19 protein-coding genes are annotated in these 19,698 nt (G+C 65.1%); 4 read left to right on the plus strand and 15 right to left on the minus strand.

Annotation, left to right across the window (positions count from 1 at the left end; translation table 11 throughout):
* Positions 1-705 precede the first annotated feature (705 nt).
* The 4 genes from AWB68_RS35230 to AWB68_RS35245 all read right to left on the minus strand — a co-directional run bounded on the left by AWB68_RS35230 (position 706) and on the right by AWB68_RS35245 (position 5,061).
* A complete protein-coding gene (locus AWB68_RS35230) occupies positions 706-1,707 on the minus strand; it encodes an ABC transporter permease (protein WP_087648882.1) in 1,002 nt (333 codons plus the stop codon).
* Positions 1,708-3,345, minus strand: coding sequence for a sugar ABC transporter ATP-binding protein (locus AWB68_RS35235; protein ID WP_087648883.1), 1,638 nt, complete (start codon positions 3,343-3,345; stop codon positions 1,708-1,710).
* A gap of 197 nt (positions 3,346-3,542) precedes the next feature.
* The gene (locus tag AWB68_RS35240) at positions 3,543-4,508 is read right to left on the minus strand and encodes a sugar ABC transporter substrate-binding protein (RefSeq protein ID WP_087648884.1); all 966 of its coding nucleotides are present in this window, start codon (positions 4,506-4,508) and stop codon (positions 3,543-3,545) included.
* A gap of 271 nt (positions 4,509-4,779) precedes the next feature.
* The gene (locus AWB68_RS35245) at positions 4,780-5,061 is read right to left on the minus strand and encodes a hypothetical protein (RefSeq protein WP_087648885.1); all 282 of its coding nucleotides are present in this window, start codon (positions 5,059-5,061) and stop codon (positions 4,780-4,782) included.
* A 478-nt stretch (positions 5,062-5,539) separates the two neighbouring features.
* Here AWB68_RS35245 and AWB68_RS35255 point away from each other — a divergent pair, with 478 nt between their 5' ends.
* A complete protein-coding gene (locus AWB68_RS35255) occupies positions 5,540-5,992 on the plus strand; it encodes a hypothetical protein (RefSeq protein ID WP_087648887.1) in 453 nt (150 codons plus the stop codon).
* Between the two features lie 373 nt (positions 5,993-6,365).
* The gene (locus AWB68_RS35260; protein ID WP_087648888.1) at positions 6,366-6,956 is read left to right on the plus strand and encodes a BPSL1445 family SYLF domain-containing lipoprotein; all 591 of its coding nucleotides are present in this window, start codon (positions 6,366-6,368) and stop codon (positions 6,954-6,956) included.
* Between the two features lie 118 nt (positions 6,957-7,074).
* On the opposite strand, the gene AWB68_RS35265 is transcribed toward AWB68_RS35260, so the two are convergent.
* From AWB68_RS35265 to mltG, 10 genes are all read right to left on the minus strand, one after another.
* On the minus strand, positions 7,075-8,142 hold the full coding sequence (locus AWB68_RS35265; protein ID WP_087648889.1) for a glycosyltransferase family 4 protein: 1,068 nt from the start codon (positions 8,140-8,142) through the stop codon (positions 7,075-7,077).
* 280 nt (positions 8,143-8,422) lie between these two features.
* A complete protein-coding gene (otsA, locus tag AWB68_RS35270; RefSeq protein WP_087648890.1) occupies positions 8,423-9,808 on the minus strand; it encodes an alpha,alpha-trehalose-phosphate synthase (UDP-forming) in 1,386 nt (461 codons plus the stop codon).
* Between the two features lie 146 nt (positions 9,809-9,954).
* Positions 9,955-11,199 carry a mechanosensitive ion channel family protein gene (locus tag AWB68_RS35275; RefSeq protein WP_087648891.1) on the minus strand — a complete coding sequence of 415 codons (1,245 nt, stop codon included), beginning with the start codon at positions 11,197-11,199 and terminating at the stop codon, positions 9,955-9,957.
* A gap of 170 nt (positions 11,200-11,369) precedes the next feature.
* On the minus strand, positions 11,370-11,726 hold the full coding sequence (locus tag AWB68_RS35280) for a Rap1a/Tai family immunity protein (RefSeq protein ID WP_087648892.1): 357 nt from the start codon (positions 11,724-11,726) through the stop codon (positions 11,370-11,372).
* A 108-nt stretch (positions 11,727-11,834) separates the two neighbouring features.
* Complete coding sequence (locus AWB68_RS35285; protein ID WP_087648893.1) at positions 11,835-12,569, minus strand: ankyrin repeat domain-containing protein; 735 nt, start codon at positions 12,567-12,569, stop codon at positions 11,835-11,837.
* A gap of 49 nt (positions 12,570-12,618) precedes the next feature.
* A complete protein-coding gene (locus AWB68_RS35290; protein ID WP_087648894.1) occupies positions 12,619-13,410 on the minus strand; it encodes a TatD family hydrolase in 792 nt (263 codons plus the stop codon).
* Between the two features lie 20 nt (positions 13,411-13,430).
* Positions 13,431-13,955, minus strand: a complete 525-nt coding sequence (locus tag AWB68_RS35295) for a GNAT family N-acetyltransferase (protein WP_087648895.1) — start codon at positions 13,953-13,955, stop codon at positions 13,431-13,433.
* Between the two features lie 22 nt (positions 13,956-13,977).
* Positions 13,978-15,012, minus strand: a complete 1,035-nt coding sequence (locus tag AWB68_RS35300; protein WP_087648896.1) for a DNA polymerase III subunit delta' — start codon at positions 15,010-15,012, stop codon at positions 13,978-13,980.
* A gap of 17 nt (positions 15,013-15,029) precedes the next feature.
* On the minus strand, positions 15,030-15,650 hold the full coding sequence (tmk, locus tag AWB68_RS35305; RefSeq protein ID WP_087648897.1) for a dTMP kinase: 621 nt from the start codon (positions 15,648-15,650) through the stop codon (positions 15,030-15,032).
* Entirely contained in the window at positions 15,650-16,660 is a 1,011-nt protein-coding gene (gene mltG, locus AWB68_RS35310) for an endolytic transglycosylase MltG (protein WP_087648898.1), read from the minus strand. The genes tmk and mltG overlap by 1 nt, the downstream gene beginning before the upstream one ends.
* A gap of 78 nt (positions 16,661-16,738) precedes the next feature.
* Here mltG and ygfZ point away from each other — a divergent pair, with 78 nt between their 5' ends.
* Positions 16,739-17,725 (plus strand): CAF17-like 4Fe-4S cluster assembly/insertion protein YgfZ, encoded by a 987-nt coding sequence (gene ygfZ / locus AWB68_RS35315; protein WP_087648899.1) that lies wholly within the window; start codon positions 16,739-16,741, stop codon positions 17,723-17,725.
* Positions 17,726-17,750: 25 nt separating this feature from the next.
* Entirely contained in the window at positions 17,751-18,575 is an 825-nt protein-coding gene (locus tag AWB68_RS35320) for an NRDE family protein (RefSeq protein ID WP_087648900.1), read from the plus strand.
* A gap of 45 nt (positions 18,576-18,620) precedes the next feature.
* Here the strand turns inward: AWB68_RS35320 and AWB68_RS35325 are convergent, their stop codons facing one another.
* The gene (locus AWB68_RS35325) at positions 18,621-19,577 is read right to left on the minus strand and encodes an alpha/beta hydrolase (protein ID WP_087648901.1); all 957 of its coding nucleotides are present in this window, start codon (positions 19,575-19,577) and stop codon (positions 18,621-18,623) included.
* Positions 19,578-19,698 lie beyond the last annotated feature (121 nt).

Genomic DNA, 19,698 nt, shown 5'->3' on the forward strand with positions numbered 1-19,698 from the left:
GGCGGGACTCACTTTCTTTGCTGCTGCAAAGAAAGTAAGCAAAGAAAGCAGCTTTCCACCGCCAATCCTTGCCATGCCCCGCTAGCCCGTTCCATCGGAGTGGTCCAACCGGGGGAGTGTCGTTAGCGGGATTTCCCCGTTGTTGGCATGTAGGAGAGGCGCGCACGTCGCACCGCCATACGAAGTGGACCAGCAGTCATTCATCCAGCCTCGCGCTACGCGCTCACCCGTCAGGCAAAAACCAACACCCATCGCTCTATCTACATCCTACGTTCTACATCCTACGTTCTACGTTCTACGTTCGTGCTTGCTGCATCCTTCAATGCACCACCGCCCGGTAGACCTGTCGTCGGGCACGCAGTGCCAGGACGGATGAATGACTGCTGTTCCACTCCCTGTCGCGGTGCGACGTGCGTGCCTCTTCTACATGCCAACAACGATGAAACCCCGCTAACGACACTCCCCCGGTTGGACCACTCCGATGGAACGGGCTAGCGGGGCATGGCAAGGATTGGCGGTGGAAAGCTGCTTTCTTTGCTTACTTTCTTTGCAGCAGCAAAGAAAGTGAGTCCCGCCCCGGACAGGGGCAGAGCAAATAAACCAAAACCAATACAAGTTCCATAGAAGCACAAGCGCATCAAACGGTGTAACAGCACCCAACCCAACCCCAACCCCGACCCCAACCCCAAGCCCAAGCGCCAGCGATCAACTCCGCCGCCGCCTGCTCCGATAAGTATCCAGCACCACCGCGACGACGATCACCGCTCCCGTGATGATGCGCTTGGTCGGCTCGTTCGCGCCGATCTGCGCCAGCCCCGCCGCCAGCACCGAGATGATCAATACGCCAAAAAACGTGCTGATCACCGAGCCGCGCCCGCCCATCAAGCTCGTCCCGCCGATCACGACCGCCGCGATCACCTGCAGCTCGACCCCCGCGCCCGCATTCGGGTCGGCGGCTTCGAGCCGCGAAATCTGAAACAGCGCCGCGAGCCCGGAGAGCGCCCCCATCAGCGCGAACACAATCACCTTGTAAGGCCGCGGATTCACGCCCGCCAGCCGCACCGCTTCCTCGTTCGTCCCGATCCCGACCAGGTAGCGCCCGAACACCGTGCGGGTCAACACGAGGTGCGCCACTATCATTACGGCAACTGCGATCAAAAATGCAGGGGAAATTCCAAAAGCAATCGGATTCGAAAGGAAATCGAACGCATCGCCGATGTACGCCGTGCGCGAATTCGTCATCTGGTACGCCAGCCCGCGCGCCGCTTCCAGCACGCCGAGCGATACGATGAACGACGGAATCCGCCATACCACCGTCACCGCGCCGGTCACCGTGCCCGTCAAAGCCGCCGCCGCGAGCCCGAGCAGCGCTGCGGGCAGCGCCGGCCAGTGCCACTGGAGCGCCGCGACGCTCACCACCGACGCGCCCAGCGCCAGCACCGAGCCCACCGACAAATCGATCCCCGCGATGATCAGCACGAAGGTCATGCCCACCGACATCACCACGAGATCGGGAATCTGGTTCGCGATCGTGCTGAAGGTGTCGTAGGTCAGGAAGTGCGTGCTCAGCACCGAAAAGAGCGCGATCATCGCGATCAGCGCGCCCGCGAGGCCAAGGTAGTTCGAAAAGCCGAGCCGCGTCCCGACTGCTTTCGCTGCCTTCGGCGGCTCAGCCTGCAAATCGGTCCCGCTCGGCTGACCTGACATTCAATGCTCCAGGGGTTGAGTGCCGGGCGCCTTCGCGTCCGGTTCCAGCGGTTCGTGCAGGATCGCCTCGCGGTTCGCGTAGCCGGCAAACGCGGCGGCAAGCAGCGCGTCCTGCGTCCAGTTTTCACGGGCGAACACGCCGGTCATGCGCCCCGCCGACATCACGCCGATCCGGTCGCAGATCAGCATCAGCTCGCGCAGGTCGCTCGACACCACGACCAGCGCGCGGCCTTCGCGTGCCAGCGCGCCCATCAGCCCGTAGATGTCGAACTTCGCGCCCACGTCGATGCCGCGCGTCGGTTCGTCGAACAGCAGCACCGTGCAGTCGCGCGCGAGCCAACGGCCGATCACGACCTTCTGCTGGTTGCCGCCCGACAGCTCCGACACCGGCTGCGCCGGGCCCGAAGTGCGGATGCGCATCGCGTCGATCTGCGTCTGCGCGAGCGCCGCTTCCTTTTTCACGTCGACGATGCCGTGCCGCGCCACCTCGCCGATGTTGCCGAGCGAAATGTTCGCCGCGATCGGCAGCGGCAGCAACAGGCCTTCGCCCTTGCGATCCTCCGTGATCAGCGCGATGCCGTGCTTCACCGCGTCCGACGGCGAGCCGATCTTCACGGCCGCCAGCGCGCCGCCTTTGCGCGCGACGCTGACGACGCCCGCATCGGCCTCGTCCGCGCCGTAGATGAGCCGCATCAGTTCGGTGCGCCCCGCGCCGATCAGCCCGCTCACGCCGAAAATCTCGCCCGCGCGCACCTCGAACGACACCTCCCGCACGACGTTGCCGCGCGTCATCCCTTCCACCTTCAGCGCCACCTCGCCAATGCGGCGCTCGCCGAGTTCGATCCGCTCGCCGATGTCGCGCCCGACCATCAGCGTGACGAGCCGGTCGCTCGTCAGTTCGCCCATCTCGCCGACGTGGACCAGCCGCCCGTCGCGCAGCACCGCCGCGCGCTCCGCGATGCGCTTGAGCTCCTCCAGCCGGTGCGAGATATAGACGAGCGCCACGCCGCGCGCCTTCAGCCGTCCGACCTGCTCGAACAGCAGGTCGACTTCGCGGGCGGTGAGCATCGCGGTCGGTTCGTCGAGGATCAGCACGCGGCAATCGTCGATCAGGTTGCGCGCGATCTCGACCATCTGCTGATGCCCGATCCCGAGCGCGCCGACGGGCATATCGGGATCGATCGCGTCCAGCCCGACTTGCGCCATCGCGTGACGGGCGTTCTCGCGCAGCGTGCGCCGGTCGATCCAGCCGAATCTCCCGCCCTTCTGCGGCAGGCGGTTCAGGAAGAGGTTTTCCGCCACCGACAACGTCGGGAGCAGGTTCAGCTCCTGCATCACCATGCGCACGCCGAGCGCTTCGGCGTCACTGCGGCTCACGGGCGAGTATGGCGCGCCGGCGAGCGTCATCGTGCCGGTGGTCGGCGTGACGAGCCCGCCGACGATCTTCGACAGCGTGCTCTTGCCCGCGCCGTTCTCGCCCGTCAACGCGAGCACTTCGCCCGCGCGCAGGTCGAGCGTGACGTCCGCGAGCACCGGCTCGACATACGTCTTGCCGATGCCGGAGACGGTCAGCACGCTCGGCACGTTCGGACCACTGGATTCGCCATTCGCGACGGCAGGTTGGGCTGGTTTCGGCATCCTGTTCCTGGCGTTTCAGAGCCGCGCATCGGCGGCGCGGCTCCCTGCTCTGCGCGTGAAACCGGCGCCGGGCGATGCTTGCGGCCCGTCGTCCGGGCGTCGGGGATTCACGCTCTTCACCGGGTTATCGGCACGGCTTCCGGAAACTTTAGCGTTCTTCGCATTTTTCCGCGGCCAAGCCACGCACGCACCGCAACTTACTTCTTCGTCACCAGATCGACCGGCGTTTCGACCACGCCCGACAGCTCCGACTGCTTCTTGTGGCCGGCAATCGCCTTCAACGCCGTATCGATGCCGAACACGGCCTGCTTCGCCGCGTACTGGTCGGCGGTGGCGAGCACGCGGCCGTCCTTCAGCATCGGCTTGATCGCGTCGATGTTGTCGTAGCCGACCACCTGCACCTTGCCCGCCTTGCCGGCCGCGCGCACCGCCGAGACCGCGCCGATCGCCATGTTGTCGTTGCCGCAAAGGAGCGCCTTCACGTTGGGATGGGCGTTCAGGATCTGACCCGCCACCGCGTTGCCCTTGTCGATTTCCCAGTCGCCCGACTGGAGCGCGACGACCTTCATGCCGCCCGACTGCATCGCGTCCTTGAAGCCCGCCGTGCGCTGCTGGGCGTTGGTCGTCGTCGACACGCCTTCGATGATGCCGACTTCATCGCCCGTTTTCAGGTACTTCGCGAGATAGTCGCCGACCTTCTTCGCGCCCTTGCGGTTGTCCGGGCCGACGAACGGCACGTTCAGGTCCTTCGACTTGAGCACGTCCGGGTCGAGCCGGTTGTCGATGTTGACGACGATGATGCCCGCGTCCACCGCCTTCTTGATGACCGGTACGAGCGCCTTCGAATCGGCCGGCGCGATGACCATCGCATCGACCTTCGAGACGATCATCTGCTCGACGATGCGGATCTGGGCGGCGGTATCCGTTTCATCCTTGATGCCGTTCGTGATCAGGTCGAACTGGCCGGGGTTATGTTTCTGGTAGTCCTTCGCGCCGGTTTCCATCGTGAGGAAGAACTCGTTGGCGAGCGACTTCATCACGAGCGCGACTTTCGGCTTCGAAGGCGTCTGTGCCTGGACGAGGGAGAACGGCGCCGGGAGGATGGCGCAGACGGCGAGCGCGACGGCGGCCGACAGAACGCGCCGGCGGATATTTCGATTCATGCTTGTCTCCAGTTATATCGTTTTCGAGTTGTCTGGGTGCTGGGGGCTTGCTGTTTGCTGTTTGCTGCTTGTTGCCTGCTGCTTGCGGCGTCGCGCGGTTGCGCGGTTGCGCGTGCGAGTGCGAGTGCGCGCCGCAAGCCCACCGCGCACGCCCCGCTTAGTTCGCGGCGGATGTCTCTTCGCCCGCTTGCGCGATTCGCCCGGCGTCGATTCTCGTTCGCCGGGCGCGTCCGGTCAATCCGGCATGCTCCGGCGTCAGGCGAACGCCGCTTCAGAGCTCATCGACCGATTGTCCTTCAACCTTGTTGTCGATGATGTCGCGGGCGTAGTCGATCCCGGCGCGGGTTGCATCGATCGGGCTGTCGAACGGCTCCTGTTCCGGCACGCCGAACATTTCCGCCCTGCCGCTCTCGCCGCTCGAACTGCGCGCGATGGTAACGACGATGTCGAAGTGGCGCGGGCCGTCGTCGGGTTCGTCGCGTTCCTTCGCGCGCCGCAATGCCTGCACCTTGATTTCGAAGCCCTTGTAGTGATCGGACAGCGGGGTAGACATGAGCGACTCCTTCGACTGGTTTTTTCGAGCGCATCCCGGGGCGGCTGACGATGCGTCCCGGGCGCAAGCGACGTTCCCGCCGATGCCGCCGGGCCTGTCAGGCGCTCGCCTCTCGCGTCAGTTTGCACGCCGTGCAAGCTTACAGCCGCTGGGCGGTCGGTGCTTCGTATCGAGCGAGCCGTACGAGCGCCGCACATCCGCGATCTTCGGTTTGCCATCATGCGCCGGGGCGCGCCGCGCTGCACGCGACGCTTCGATGTTCCTCACCGCGCTCCCGCTGGCCACGCCGCAACGGGCCGCGGGCCTCGACCGCGGCATTTTGCCTCGGTCATATTGCACTGCAACTACAATGGTGATACGCGCCGTGCGCTTTTTCTCATAAGATGGCGCGAAGGCGGCCCAAGACCAATACAAGAAATGCGCCATCGGCCGCCACAGCTTTTCCGGCTTGCAGCCTTGCATCGGACGGAGATAGTGGATGGCATGGAAACACAAGAACCGCTGGTTCCGGCGGTGGCTGCTGGTGATCGTCTTCTGGGCGGTACCGGTGATGATCGTCGCCGTCAACGAGATGCGCGAGGAAATGGCCTATAACAACGTGGACCTGGAACGCGCGTTGTCCACCTGGCAGTTCACCGACGCGCAACGCGCGCACGGCGCACCCGCGCTCTGCCACGGCTCGCCCGACCAGGCACGCGCCTCGGGATGCCCCGCCGACGTTCTTGCCGCAAATGCGGCCAGGCATCAGGAAGCCCTCGACGAATACGCTCACCGGCGCAGCACGCTCGCCGATTACCTGTGGCATGCGTTTGTCGGCTATTGGGTGGTGCCGGCGGCGTTCCTGTTTGGCGTCGGCGTGGTGATCGGCGGAATCCGGCGCGCACTGCGACGGCCCGCACGCGCCGACGTCAAGACGACGACCCAGCCATGATTCCTCGGGGGCTGGTACGTTCGTTGCTGTCGAGTCTGTGCGGCCTCTGCGCAACACGGTGACGGGAATTCTTCAGTTTGCACGAGGAATTTTCATACGAAATCGCCAGGTAAATCTGACCGCAACGTCGATCTGATCGATCGCAGAACATCGCGTACGGTGGCATCTCAAAAGCGCTCGAAAGGCTGTGAAACGGAGTAAGCTTGAAGGTCAAAATTACCGTACAACTTTGTAAGATTTCAGCGACGCCAAGTGGGACAAGGCTTGGCACGACGTCCGAAGCATCGTTGTGCCCGGTTGCTGTGCTATAAATTCGCATTGCTGCACCCTCCCGCTTATATGGGGTTTCCCAAGTCCACGATGGAGAAAAATGATGCAAAGACGAAACTTCATGCTCAAGTCGACCGCTGCCCTCGCTCTGGGGGGCCTCGCGCTTGCCGGTTGCACGACGACGTCGAACTCGGGCGCGCAAAAAACGGCTGGTGACTCGGATGAACGCCGCTCCATCGACGCCGATGTCGACGCTACGATCCAGCGCCTCTACGCGACCGTCAAGGGTTCGCGCGAGCTGGTCGGGAAGTCGCGTGGCGTGCTCGTGTTCCCGTCGGTGATCCAGGCTGGCTTCGTGGTCGGCGCCCAGTACGGCAAGGGCGCGCTGCGGGTCGGCGGGGGCACGGTCGGCTACTACAGCACGTCGTCGGCATCGTTCGGCCTGCAGGCTGGCGCGCAATCGAAGGCGCTCATCTTCCTGTTCATGACGCAGGACTCGCTCGACAAATTCCGCAATTCCGACGGCTGGTCGGCGGGCGCCGACGCGTCGGTCGCACTCGTGAAGATGGGCGCGAACGGTACGGTCGACACCACCACCGCCACGGCGCCGGTCGAAGCGTTCATCCTGACCAACGCTGGCCTGATGGCCGATGTGTCGCTGGCAGGCACCAAGGTCTCGCGCCTGAAGATCTGACCATCTGACGATCTGACGCGGGGCAGGCTGAAAGCGCGGCAGCAAAGCAAAACCGCCGCGCGGCACGACTTTTGGGTCGTACCGCGCGGCGGTTTTGTCTTTTTCAGGCTGCGCGCGTTCAGGTCGCCGCGCGATCGATCAGCTTGAAGCGTGTGCGTTTTTGCGCTCGGACCACGGCCTGATAGGCGTCGACATACTGCTGCGCCATCCGGTGCGACGTGAAGCGCTCCTCGAAGCGCTTGCGCACCCGCTCGCGGGAAAGCGTATGCAGGCGGTTCACCGCCGCGACGGCGCCGATCTCGTCCTCGACGATGAAACCCGACACGCCTTCGTCGAGCACTTCCGGCACCGAGCCGCGATTGAACGCGATCACCGGCGTGCCGCACGCCATCGCCTCGATCATCACGAGGCCGAACGGCTCCGGCCAGTCGATCGGAAACAGCAGCGCGTGCGCGCCGGACAGGAACTCGGCCTTCTGGTTATCGTTGATCTCGCCGACGAACTCCACGTACGGCAGTTTGAGCAGCGGCGCGATCTCGCGCTCGAAATACTCGTGGTCGGCGGAATCGACCTTGGCGGCGATCTTGATGTTCATGCCGCAACGCCCCGCGATCCGGATCGCCGTATCGACGCGCTTTTCCGGCGAGATGCGGCCAAGGAAAGCGAGATACTTCTGCTCGACCGGCTGCGGCGTGTACAGGTGCTCAGGCAGGCCGTGATAGACGGTCGTCAGCCACTTCGCCTGCGGCAGCGGATGGCGTTGCGAGTCGGAAATCGAAATCACCGGCGCGGTGTTGAACGTGTCGAAGACAGGTTGCTGCTCGGGCAAGTCGAGCCGGCCGTGCAGCGTCGTCACGAACGGCGTGTCCTGGCGCTTGAAAAGCGAGAACGAGTAATAGTCCATGTGGAAATGCAGCACGTCGAACTCGTCGGCGCGGCGGCGGACCATTTCCATCAGCAACATGTGCGGCGCGATGCGGTCGCGGATTGCCGGGTCGAGGCGCAACGCACGCGGCCAGACGGCTTCGAGAGTCGCTTTCGTCTGCGAATCGCCGGTTGCGAAGAGCGTCACGTCGTGGCCGAGTTCGACGAGCGCCTCGGTGATATAGGACACGACGCGCTCGGTGCCGCCGTACAGCTTGGGGGGCACCGACTCGGTCAGAGGGGCGATCTGGGCAATTCTCATCGTTCACGTCTCCACTTGGACTTTCTGGCGGCCGGGGCGCGCGCTTTTTCGTTCTCTCGCCACTCCGCGGCCGGGCGCTCCAATACAGTTGGCGCCGGGCGCACGAGTATGACAGCCGCGCGGCGCGCGGAGCAACGAGGTTTCCCCTAAGCGACGACGCCTGAGGGCTCAGCCTGTTCCTGCGCGCAAGGTCCCATTATCAGGGGCGCACCCGTGAACGACGGTCAATCTTTCATTTGCACGGTCCTGTTACAACCGGGAAACATTCACGCCAGGCGGCTTATTTGACCGGAACGCCCCGCAAATCGGCGAGAAAGTGGTCGCGCCACACGCCCAGATCGTTCTTGCGCAGCGCTGCCATGTTCGTCTGGTAGCGTTGCTGGCGCTCGGCGAGCGGCATCGACAGCGCGCGCCCGAGCGCCTCGCTCATCCCGACGATGTCGTGCGGGTTCACCATCACGGCGCCGGTCATCTCGTCGGCGGCACCGGCGAATTGCGACAGGACCAACACGCCCGGATCGTCCGGATTCTGCGCGGCGACGTATTCCTTCGCTACCAGGTTCATGCCGTCGCGCAAAGGTGTGACGAGACCGATCTGCGATTCGCGAAAGAGCGACATCAGTTTCCAGCGGTCGTAACGCTGGTTCAGATAGCGGATCGGCGTGTAGTCGAGTCCCGAATAGCGCCCGTTGATGCGCCCCGCTTCGTATTCGAGGTTCTGGCGGATCTGCTGGTAAGTATCGACGTCCGAGCGCGTCGGCGGCGCGATCTGCACGAGCGTGACGTTGCCGCGCCACTCCGGCGACTTCTCCAGGAAATGCTCGAACGCCCGAAAGCGCTCGACGAGCCCTTTCGAATAATCGAGCCGGTCGACGCTCATGATCAGCTTGCGGCCTTCGAGGCTTTGCTTCAGGTCCATCACGTCCTGCCGCGCTTCGCCGCGTTTCGCCTGCTCGGCGATCTCGTCGGGGAACACGCCGATCCGGTAGACGCCCGTCTTGAGCTTGCGTCCGAACGCCTGAACGTTGCCGTCGGGCGTCGCGGTGCCGTTTGCGTGACGCACGATGTAGTCGTGAAACGCGCTGCGGTCGCCCTCGGTCTGAAAGCCGACGACGTCATAGCAGCACAGCGACTTCACGAGTTCCGCGTGCGGCGGAATGTTGAGCAGGATCTGCGGCGACGGAAACGGGATGTGCAGGAAAAATCCCATGCGATTCGTCACGTCTTCGGAGCGCAGCGCTTCGGCGAACGGAATCAGGTGATAGTCGTGGACCCAGATGATGTCGTCGGGTTGCAGCAGCTTGATCGCCTTGTGCGCGAGCCACGAATTCACGCGGCGATAGCCGGCATATTCCTCGCGGTCGTAGACGGCGAGATCGTTGCGATAGTGGAAGACCGGCCAGAGCGTCGCGTTCGAGAAGCCGCGGTAGTACTGGTCGTAATCCTTCTTCGGCAGGCCGACGGTCGCGAAGGTGACGGCGCCGTCCTCGACGAGCGTCGGCCCGGAATTCGCCACGCTCTCGCTCACCACGTCGCCGCTCCAGCCGAACCAGACGCCACCGCTGTCCTTGAGCGCGCCGAACACGCCGACAGCGAGCCCGCCGGCGGAACCCTTGGTCTCGGTGGGCGTGGCGACTCGATTGGATACGACAACCAGGCGACTCATGAAATTCTCCTTGCTGGATCGGTTGACCCGCCACTCTGGACGGGCAACGCCGTTTTCGAAATACCGCACGAATTTTTTCGACTGGCAAACGGCCGAGGGGTTTCTTTTTGCGCGCCGGACGGCGGTGCGGCCGGTTCAGCCGTCCGTCAGCGCCGCGCCGCGTCCTTGACGGCAGGCGCCGTCGATGCCACCGAATGCACCGCCGGATCAGGGCCCGAGCGTTCGCCGCGGCTCGCGACGGGATCGGCTGCCGTGTTCGCGGTGTTCGCCACCGCTGGCGGCGCGCCAGTGCGCTCGAGCGCCGGCGCAAAATCGACGTGCTCCTTTTCCGTCGACAAATCCGCCCGCGTGCGCGGCAGGAATTGCGGATACCCCGCCTCCACGAAATTGATCAGGCCTTCGCGCACGCGGCAGCGCAAATCCCAGTTCAGCGCGGAATCGAAGGAACTGACGAGCACGCGCAATTGCATCGAGCGTTCGGTGGCATCGGTCACTTGCAGAACCTGCACGCGGCCGTCCCACTCCGGCGCGTGCTCCAGGATGCGCTGCAGTTCCTCGCGAAGCGGCGCGAGCGGCATCCGGAAATCGACGTAGAAGAACACCGTCCCGATGATCTGCGAGCTATTGCGCGTCCAGTTCGTGAAAGGGTTCTCGATGAACCATTGCAGCGGAACGATCAGCCGCCGCTGGTCCCAGATGCGGATCGACACATACGTGCCGGTGATTTCCTCGACCCGGCCCCACTCGCCCTGAATGACGACGACATCGTCGAGCCGGATCGGTTGCGACAGTGCGATCTGCAAACCGGCGATCAGGTTGCCGAGCACCGGCCGCGCGGCAATCCCGGCGACCAGCCCGGCCACGCCCGCCGACGCCAGCAGGCTCGCGCCGATCTGGCGCACGCTCGGAAACGTCATCAGCGCCCCGCCGAAGCCGATGATCACGATCACCACCATCACCGAGCGCGCCAGCACGCGCGCCTGCGTATGAATGCGGCGGGCCTGGAGATTGTTCTCGGTGTCGAGCGGATGCGCCTGCACGATCGCCTCGCCGACCGCGCCCGCCGAGCGCACGGCGAGGAACGTCAGCGCGCCAATCAGCGCGACCGTCGCGACGTCGCGCAGCGCGCCGGCGAGCGGCAGCGTGTCGGGCGCCTCGAACAGCACGAAGCCGATCGCGAGGATGATGAGCAGGATCAGCGCGGGTTTGTCGATATAGCGCAGCACCATGCTCATCAACGGATACGGCCGCGCGATGCGAAACAGGACGCGCGCGCCGATCCGGTGCACGCCGATGGCGAACAGCAATCCGAGCGCCGCGACGCCGAGCGCCCCCGGCCATGTGTGCAACGGCGCTTCGGCGATGCGAAGGAAGTCGTCGAAGGAGATCATGAGCGTCGTGGAATCAGCCTCGTCGGGAAGGTGGATACGACGTCGAAACCGCTGGCGCGCGAGGCGCGGGCCGGTTCAAGCCAAGCGATTCAAAACGAGCCGCTCAAAACAAACGGCCGGTCACCCGGACCGGCCGCATCAGGCGCTGCCGACCGCCGAGCGCGTTCGCTTCAGCGTTCGGGCTTGCAGGGAAACGCCTTGCCCAGCCCGAGCGACACCATCGTCGTCGCGTTGTAACCGGCCTTGTCGGGGTTGTCGGCGATGTACTTGCGCACCGCGTCGGTGAGTTGCTGCGGCTTCACGTCGGCGGGCAGGCAGAAGTATTGTCCGACTTGCGGACCGGAGGTTCCGCCGATCGCCTCGATCGTGTTGTAGATGCCGTCCGCCGCGCCCTCGATATAGGCCGCGCACGCGCTGCGCGACACCGGGTCGGTCTTGATGCAAAGCTTGTTCAGGTCGTTGCCGGTGAACGCGGCCGCGGAAAGCGGCGCCGCCAGGATGCTGGCCATCACGAAAAACCGCAGCATGACGTTCCTTTTTTTGTGTTGAGCGGTTGTGGGCTGATGTTTACCTGTCACCCGGGTGCCGAACCCGTCGAACGCCGGGCGCATGTGGCTTCCCGCCCGGCGACTGCGCTATTTTGCACCGTTTGCGCCGGTTTGCGGAGCGCTTGCGCCACCTTGCGGCATCGATTGCAAACGGGCCGCGAGGCCTTCCGCGACGTCCTTCTCGTTGTATTTCGTCGCGAAATCGATCGCCGTCATGCCGATCTGGTTCTTCACGCGCAAGTCGGCGCCTTCGTCGAGCAGCAGTTTGACCGTCGACAAGTGGCCGCCGCGCGCGGCCATCATCAGCGGTGTGGTGCCGTTCGGCGAGCCGGCGTCGATATAGGCCGAGTGGTCGAGCAGGATCTTCACGATGTCGTCGTGGCCGTTGGTGGCCGCGTAGTGCAGCGGCGTCCAGCCCTTCTTGTTCACCTCGGCGTCCTTCGCGATCAGGATATTGACGAACGTCGCGTCGCCGTTGAGCGCCGCGAGCATCATCGCGTTTTCGCCGGCCGGGTCGAGTTTCTCGAGGTCGGTTTTCGGGTTGTCGGCGAGGACCTGCGCGACCTTGTCCGACTTTTCGCGCGCGGCGATCACGATGAGCGGCGCGCCCGTGTTGTCGACGAGATTCGGGTCCATGCCCTGCGCTAGCTGCTTCTTCACGGCCGACGCGTCGTCGAACTTGACCGCCTTGATGAGTGAATCGGCGGGTGCGGCGAACGCCGGCGCGCCAAACGCGCAGGCCGCGAGCAGGACGCCTGCGAACAGGCTGCGCGCACGGCCGGCGCGGTTGGACGAAGCGGGGACGATCGGGGAATTATTCATGTGAGCCTTGGAGTTTCATTGGACCAGTTTCATTGCATCGCGCCGCGAATCAACGCGCGGCGGGCCGCGCGATCTTGAAGAGCCGGAAAAAGTTGTCGGTGGTCGCCTGCGCCACCGCTTCGTCGGGCATCTCGCGCAGTTTCGCGATGAAACGTCCGACATAACTGACGTACGCAGGTTCATTCGGCTTGCCGCGATACGGCACCGGCGCGAGATACGGGGAGTCGGTCTCGATCAGCAGGCGGTCGAGCGGCACGCGTTGCGCGACATCATGGACTTCCTTCGCGCTCTTGAACGTGACGATGCCGGAGAGCGAGATGTAAAAATTCTGGGCCAGCGCCGGCTGCGCGACGCTCCACGGTTCGGTGAAGCAGTGCATTACGCCGCCCGGCACGCTCGCGCGCTCTTCTTCCATGATCCGCAGTGTGTCTTCCGACGAGGACCGCGTATGCACGATCAAAGGCTTGCCCGTCACGTGCGCCGCGCGGATGTGGGTGCGGAATCGCTCGCGCTGCCATTCCATGTCGGCGATGCTGCGGCCTTCGAGCCGGTAGTAATCGAGCCCGGTTTCGCCGATCGCGACGACTTTCGGATGCGACGCCAGTTCGACCAGTTGTTCGACGCTCGGCTCCTCCGCATCCTCATGATCCGGATGAACCCCCACCGACGCATAGATGTTCTCGTACTTTTCCGCGAGTTCGAGCACCGAAGGCAGCGACTCGAAATCGACCGATACGCAAAGCGCATGCGTCACCTGCTGCTCCTGCATCTTCGCCAGGACTTCGGGCATGCGGTCGGCGAGACCTTCGAAATTGATGTGGCAATGCGAATCGACAAACATGGGGCGTTCCTGTGTGGGGCTCAGGCCGTGGCCGCGGCGTTTCGGGGCGCAGCGAGGCGTCGTCCGAGGATCACGAGATCGCGCTCGACGCCGTCGAGCACCGCGACGCGCGGCAGCGTGCCCCACGGCTCGAAGCCGAAGGTTTCGAAGAGCCTGACGCTCGGCGCGTTGTGTCCGAAGACGAAGCCGAGCACGGTATCGATCCCGAGCGCCGGCGCCCGGTCGATGGCGGCTTGCAGCAGTTGCTTGCCGAGCCCCTTGCCGCGCGCGCTTTCGTCGAGGTAGATGCTGACTTCGGCCGTGCGCGAATAGGCCGGACGCCCGTAGAAATCGGAGAAGCTCAGCCACGCGATCACCGTGCCGCCCTCTTCGACGACCCACAGCGGCCGCGCTTGCGGCCCGTGCGCGTGGAACCACGCAACGCGGCTCTCGACCGGGACCGGATCGAGGTCGGCGGTGACCTGGCGCGACGGCACCGTCGAGTTGTAGATGGCGACGATGGCGGGCAGGTCGTCGAGGGTGGCGTCGCGGTAAGTCAGGCTCATGGATCGAATGACAGGCTGGGAATCAAGTCGCGAAAACGTCGCGATAACCGATGAAGAGTTCTTCGAAGACGAGGCGCGCGTTCAGCGGATGGTTCTCCACCGCGCGCTGGCGCGTCACCGTCTTCATATAGCTGGCGAGCGCGGCGGCGTCGGCCTGGCGCGCGCAGCGTTCCAGCGCCTTCGCGGCGTTCGGGAAGTAGCGCGGACGACCCGCCGTGCGTTGCGCGAGCAGGTCGTAAAGCCAGCGCTGCAGCCAGCCGAGCACCGTCGGCACGGGCAGTTTCTGCAGATTCTCGCCGCACGCGAAGGCGTCGCAGTTCGGGCCGGCCGCAAGTTGCGCCAGCGTGAAATCGCGCAGCGGCCGGTTTTCGTCGGAGGCGAGCGCCAGCGCGTTGAGCGGCGCGCCGCCCGCTTCGGCGAGGAGCGCGGCCGGATCGCCGACGCCTTGCGCTTCCAGCCACGCAATCGCGCTGGCAGGCTGCGGGAGCGACATCGGCCATTGACGGCAGCGGCTGATGATCGTCGGCAGCAGCCGGTCGACGCGCGCCGACACCATCAGGAACACCACGCCCGACGGCGGTTCTTCGAGCGTTTTCAACAACGCGTTCGCGGCGGCAATGTTGAGCGCCTCGGCCGGATACAGCAACACGACGCGCAACCCGCCGCGATGCGAACCCACGCCGCAAAAATCGAGCAGCGCCCGCACCTGTTCGATCTTGATTTCCTTGCTGGGCACGCGCGTTTTCTTGCCTTCGTCGGCGTCGGCTTTTTCGTCGGTGCTGCCCGGGTCCGATACCCCGACGAGGCCGGCCAGCGCCTCGGGCACGACCGCGCGATAGTCCGGGTGATTGCCCTGGCTGAACCACCGGCACGCGGCGCACTGGCCGCACGGCTCGCCGCTCGCTTGCGGCGCTTCGCACAGCAGCCCTTGCGCGAGATGCTGCGCGAACTTGAGTTTGCCGATGCCGGCCTCGCCATGCAGCAGCAACGCGTGCGGCCAGTGCGCACGCAGTTGCTGGAGACGGGACCAGTCGTCGGTTTGCCAAGGGTAGATCATCGATTACCTATAATAAATCAAATACTTGTGACGACTTCTTCGAGTTCTTTCTGAATCTCGTCGATCGAGCGCGTCGCGTCGACGACCACAAACCGTTCCGGCGATTCCTCCGCGCGCCGCAGATATTCATCGCGCGTGCGGTTGAAAAACGCCTCCGACTCGCTCTCGAACTTGTCCGGTGCGCGCGCCGCGCCGCGCCGTTCGCTGGCGGTTGCCGTGGGCACGTCGAACAGCACCGTCAGGTCGGGCTGGAAACCGCCCTGCACCCAGCGCTCCAGCGCTTCGAGCTTGTCGCGCGGCAGGCCGCGGCCGCCGCCCTGATAGGCAAACGTCGCATCGGAAAAACGGTCGGACAGCACCCAGTCGCCGCGCGCGAGCGCCGGCTCGATCACCTGCGCCAGATGCTCCCGGCGCGCCGCGAACATCAGGAGCGCCTCGGTTTCGAGGTCCATCGGCTGGTTCAGCAGGATGCCGCGCAAGGTTTCGCCGAGCGCCGTGCCGCCCGGCTCGCGCGTCATCACCACCGCGTGCCCGCCCGGCGCCACGCGCGCTTCGAGTTGCTGCCGGAACCAGTCGAGGTGGGTCGTCTTGCCCGCGCCGTCGATGCCTTCGAACGTAATGAATTTGCCGCGCGCCATCATTGACCCCGGATGTACTTGTCGACGGCCTTGTTGTGCTCGCCGAGATTGTCGGAAAAGATGCTGCTGCCGTCGCCGCGCGACACGAAGTAGAGCGCCGTGCTCGACGCGGGGTTCATCGTCGCGGCGAGCGCGGCGACGCCGGGCAGCGCGATCGGCGTCGGCGGCAGGCCATTGCGCGTATAGGTATTGTACGGAGTGTCGGTTTGCAGGTCCTTTTTCTTCAGACGGCCACCGTATGCCGAACCGAGGCCGTAGATCACGGTGGGATCGGTCTGCAGCGGCATGCCGATCTTCAGCCGGTTCGCGAACACCGCCGCGACGAGCGGCCGGTCGGCGGCGCGCCCGGTTTCCTTCTCGACGATCGACGCCATGATCAGCGCCTCGTAAGGCGTCTTGTAAGGCAAGTCGGCGGCGCGGGTGTTCCACGCTTCCGTCAGGCGCTGCTGCATCAGCCGGTACGCGCGCTTGTAGACGGCGAGATCGCTCGTGCCCTTGTCGAAGAGATAGGTGTCGGGGAAAAAGAGGCCTTCCGCCGATGCCTTGTCCACTTCCGGCCCGCCGATCGCCCTCAGCAGGTCGGTGTCGCTCATGCCGGCGGTGTCGTGCGTGAGGGCCGGATTGCCGTCGAGTTCGCTGCGCATTTTTTGCAGCGTCCAGCCTTCGATGACGGTCGCGACATATTCGTTCACGTCGCCGCGCGCGATCTTCTGCAGCACGTCGTAAGGCGTGATGCCGGCCTTGAACTCATAATTACCCGACTTCAGTTGCGATTGCAGGCCCAGCACGCGCGTCATCAGCACGAAGAGCTCCGGCTCGACGGCGACGCCACCCCGGTTCAACTGGAGGCTGACGCTGCGCAGGCTGCTGTGAGGCTTGATGGTGACGTCGAGCTGCGGCGTGGCGAGGGTGACGGGGTTCGTCGCCCAGTGATACACGCCGCCGGCGAGCGCGACGACGATCACGACGGCCACCGCCATCGCGATGAAGCATTTCTTCAAAAAGGTCATGCGAAACACGCTTGGGATAGACCCCATATAATACTTGTTCGCTACGGCCCAAGTCAGGACTGACCTCAAGCAGACTCCATGAATTCCCCGACCGCATCACTCGAACCTTCCGAATTCACCGCCGTGCAGACCGCGGGCGTATTCATGCCGCTCACGCAGTTCGGCGCCATCGACGTCAAGGGCGACGACGCCGCCAGCTTCCTCCACACGCAACTGACCAACGACGTCCAGCATCTCGACGCTTCCACGGCGCGCCTTGCCGGCTATTGCTCGCCGAAGGGGCGCCTGCTGGCGTCGTTCCTGATGTGGCGCACCGGCGATGCGGTGCGCCTGCTGGTTTCGCACGACGTGCAGGCCGCGGTGCAAAAGCGCCTGTCGATGTTCGTGCTGCGCGCAAAGGCGAAGCTCGTCGATGCGACGCCGGAAATCGGCGCGGTCGGCTTCGCGGGCGACGTGCGCGGCGCCCTCTCCGGCATCTTCGACGCGCTGCCCGACGGCGTGCACGTGAAGGTGGAAGGCCCGCACGGCGCGCTGATCCGCGTGCCGGACGCGGCGCACCGTCCGCGTTTCCTGTGGGTCGGGCCGAAAGCCGACATCGACGCGCGTCTCGCGAAACTCGAACAGAAGCTCACGCGTGGATCGGCGGCGCTGTGGGACTGGCTCGATATCCACGCGGGCGAGCCGCGCATCACGCAGCCGACGTCCGAGCAGTTCGTCCCGCAGATGGTCAACTTCGACGTGCTCGGCGGCGTCAACTTCAAGAAAGGCTGCTATCCGGGACAGGAAATCGTCGCACGCAGCCAGTATCGCGGCACGATCAAGCGCCGCACGGCGCTCGCCCATGCCGACTCGGCCGCGCCCGGCAACGAAGTCTTTCACAGCAACGATCCCGGTCAGCCTTGCGGCCTCGTGATCAACGTGGCGCCCGCGCCGGGCGGCGGCGTCGATTGCCTGGTCGAGATCAAGCTGGCCGCAATCGATAACGGCGCGGTGCACGTCGGCTCGGCGGACGGCCCGGCGCTCACCTTCCTCGCGCTGCCCTACGCTTTTCCCGCCGACGCCTGATCGGCCTTCGACCGAGCACCCCACCATGTGCCTGATCGTCTTCGACTGGCAGCCCGACGCGGATCGGTCGGGCGGCACACGTCCGCTTCTCACACTCTCGGCGAATCGCGACGAGTTCTTTCGTCGCGAAACGGAGGCGCTGCACTGGTGGGCCGATGCGCCGAACGTGCTGGCCGGGCGCGACCTGACGGGCGGCGGCACCTGGCTCGGCGTGACGCGCGACGGCCGTTTCGCCGCGCTCACGAACTTTCGCGCGCCGAGCGAAGTGCGCCCGGACGCGCCGACGCGCGGCACGCTGGTCAGCGACTTCCTCGCTGATGCGCCGGTCGCGCCGCTCGATTATCTGCGGCGCGTGGCCCGCGATGGCGATCGCTACAACGGCTTCAACCTGCTGGTCGGCGATTTGACGCGGCGCGAACTCGGCTGGTACGGCAATCGCGCCGATGCGCCACCGTCGCTGCTGGAGGCGGGCGTACATGGACTGTCGAACAGCCTGCTGAACACGCCGTGGCCGAAGCTCGTCGCCCAGCGCGACGCGTTGTGCGATCTGATCTACTCCGAAGAGCAGCCGTCGCTCGACGTGCTGATCGAGACATTGCGCGATCCGCGCATCGCCAACGACGACCTGCTGCCATCGACGGGCATTTCGATCGAACGTGAGCGCGTGTTGTCGGCGGCGTTCATCGAGACGCCGGAATATGGCACGCGCAGCACGACGGCGCTGCGCGTCCGCGAATTCGACGACGGCCTGACGATCGAGATCAAGGAACGCAGCGACGACGACGGCTCGCATCGCGTCGTGCGTCCGGGCGCGTTCGAGCGTGCTTTTGGGTTCGACGTGAGGCGCTGAAGGTTCTGCGCGCGAATGCGCTCTTCGTCTGGAAGCTCGCGGTCGTCACGCATCCAGCGCCAGCCGAAGCGCCCGGACCGCGTCCGCGTGCGCGCCGGCCACTTCCGGCACGAAGCCGCCCATTTTGAAGAACTCGTGGATCATGCCTTCGTAGCGCTTCAGCGTCACGGGGACGCCGGCAGCTTCGAGTTTTTCCGCGTACGCAATGTCTTCGTCGAATAACGGGTCGTGGTCCGCCGCCGCGATCCACGCCGGCGCGACACCCGCGAAGTCCGGCTGGCCGCGTGCGGCGTCGAGCGGGGCGAAGCGCCAGTCGTCGCGATCGGAGTCGTCGTTCAGATACTGCGCGAAGAACCATTGAATCGTTTCGCCCGACAGCAGGAAGCCCTCGGCCAGCCGCGCGTGCGACCCGGTCTGCTGCCGCGCGCTCACGCCAGGATAGATCAGCAATTGCAGACGCAGCGCCAGTCCCGCGTCGCGCGCGAGCACGGCGCAGACTGCGGCAAGCGTGCCGCCCGCGCTATCGCCGCCAATCGCCATGCGCGCCGGATCGATGCCGAGCGTTTCCGCCTTGCCGTGCAGCCACTGGAGCGCATCGAACGCATCGTTCACTGCGATTGGAAACTTGTGCTCGGGCGCCAGCCGGTAATCGACCGATGCCACTACGCAACCCGCGTCGCACGCAAGCTTGCGGCACAGCGCGTCGTGCGTGGCGATGCTGCCGACCGTGAAGCCGCCGCCATGAAAATACATGAGCACGGGTGCTGGCTGCGCCCAGCTCGGCTCGAACGGAAAGAAGAGACGTGCGCGGATCGTGGCAGCGTCGCGCGTCGGCACGTCGAAGTCTTCCACGTCGAACATCGGAACCGGCGCGATATCGAGGATCTGTGCGCTCATCGCGTAGGCGGCGCGTGCTTGCTGCGCCGTCAGCGTGTGATACGGCGGACGATTGGCGCGCGCGACCATGTCGAGGATCTGCGCGATTTTGAGGTTGAGCGGCATTGATCGGGGGGCTATGGGCGCTGGCGCTTGGGGTGGGGGTGGGGGTGGGGTCGGGGTCGGGGTTGGGGTTGGGGTTGGGGTTGGGGTTGGGGATGGGTTGTTTACCTGTCTCTTATACACA

The organism is Caballeronia choica (assembly GCF_001544535.1).
Lineage (GTDB): Bacteria > Pseudomonadota > Gammaproteobacteria > Burkholderiales > Burkholderiaceae > Caballeronia > Caballeronia choica.

Coding starts and splice junctions, on each gene's coding strand:
- AWB68_RS35230 (WP_087648882.1), bottom strand. CDS start 1,707: ATGTCAGGTCAGCCGAGCGGGACCGATTTGCAGGCTGAGCCGCCGAAG.
- AWB68_RS35235 (WP_087648883.1), bottom strand. CDS start 3,345: ATGCCGAAACCAGCCCAACCTGCCGTCGCGAATGGCGAATCCAGTGGT.
- AWB68_RS35240 (WP_087648884.1), bottom strand. CDS start 4,508: ATGAATCGAAATATCCGCCGGCGCGTTCTGTCGGCCGCCGTCGCGCTC.
- AWB68_RS35245 (WP_087648885.1), bottom strand. CDS start 5,061: ATGTCTACCCCGCTGTCCGATCACTACAAGGGCTTCGAAATCAAGGTG.
- AWB68_RS35255 (WP_087648887.1), top strand. CDS start 5,540: ATGGCATGGAAACACAAGAACCGCTGGTTCCGGCGGTGGCTGCTGGTG.
- AWB68_RS35260 (WP_087648888.1), top strand. CDS start 6,366: ATGCAAAGACGAAACTTCATGCTCAAGTCGACCGCTGCCCTCGCTCTG.
- AWB68_RS35265 (WP_087648889.1), bottom strand. CDS start 8,142: ATGAGAATTGCCCAGATCGCCCCTCTGACCGAGTCGGTGCCCCCCAAG.
- otsA (WP_087648890.1), bottom strand. CDS start 9,808: ATGAGTCGCCTGGTTGTCGTATCCAATCGAGTCGCCACGCCCACCGAG.
- AWB68_RS35275 (WP_087648891.1), bottom strand. CDS start 11,199: ATGATCTCCTTCGACGACTTCCTTCGCATCGCCGAAGCGCCGTTGCAC.
- AWB68_RS35280 (WP_087648892.1), bottom strand. CDS start 11,726: ATGCTGCGGTTTTTCGTGATGGCCAGCATCCTGGCGGCGCCGCTTTCC.
- AWB68_RS35285 (WP_087648893.1), bottom strand. CDS start 12,569: ATGAATAATTCCCCGATCGTCCCCGCTTCGTCCAACCGCGCCGGCCGT.
- AWB68_RS35290 (WP_087648894.1), bottom strand. CDS start 13,410: ATGTTTGTCGATTCGCATTGCCACATCAATTTCGAAGGTCTCGCCGAC.
- AWB68_RS35295 (WP_087648895.1), bottom strand. CDS start 13,955: ATGAGCCTGACTTACCGCGACGCCACCCTCGACGACCTGCCCGCCATC.
- AWB68_RS35300 (WP_087648896.1), bottom strand. CDS start 15,012: ATGATCTACCCTTGGCAAACCGACGACTGGTCCCGTCTCCAGCAACTG.
- tmk (WP_087648897.1), bottom strand. CDS start 15,650: ATGGCGCGCGGCAAATTCATTACGTTCGAAGGCATCGACGGCGCGGGC.
- mltG (WP_087648898.1), bottom strand. CDS start 16,660: ATGACCTTTTTGAAGAAATGCTTCATCGCGATGGCGGTGGCCGTCGTG.
- ygfZ (WP_087648899.1), top strand. CDS start 16,739: ATGAATTCCCCGACCGCATCACTCGAACCTTCCGAATTCACCGCCGTG.
- AWB68_RS35320 (WP_087648900.1), top strand. CDS start 17,751: ATGTGCCTGATCGTCTTCGACTGGCAGCCCGACGCGGATCGGTCGGGC.
- AWB68_RS35325 (WP_087648901.1), bottom strand. CDS start 19,577: ATGCCGCTCAACCTCAAAATCGCGCAGATCCTCGACATGGTCGCGCGC.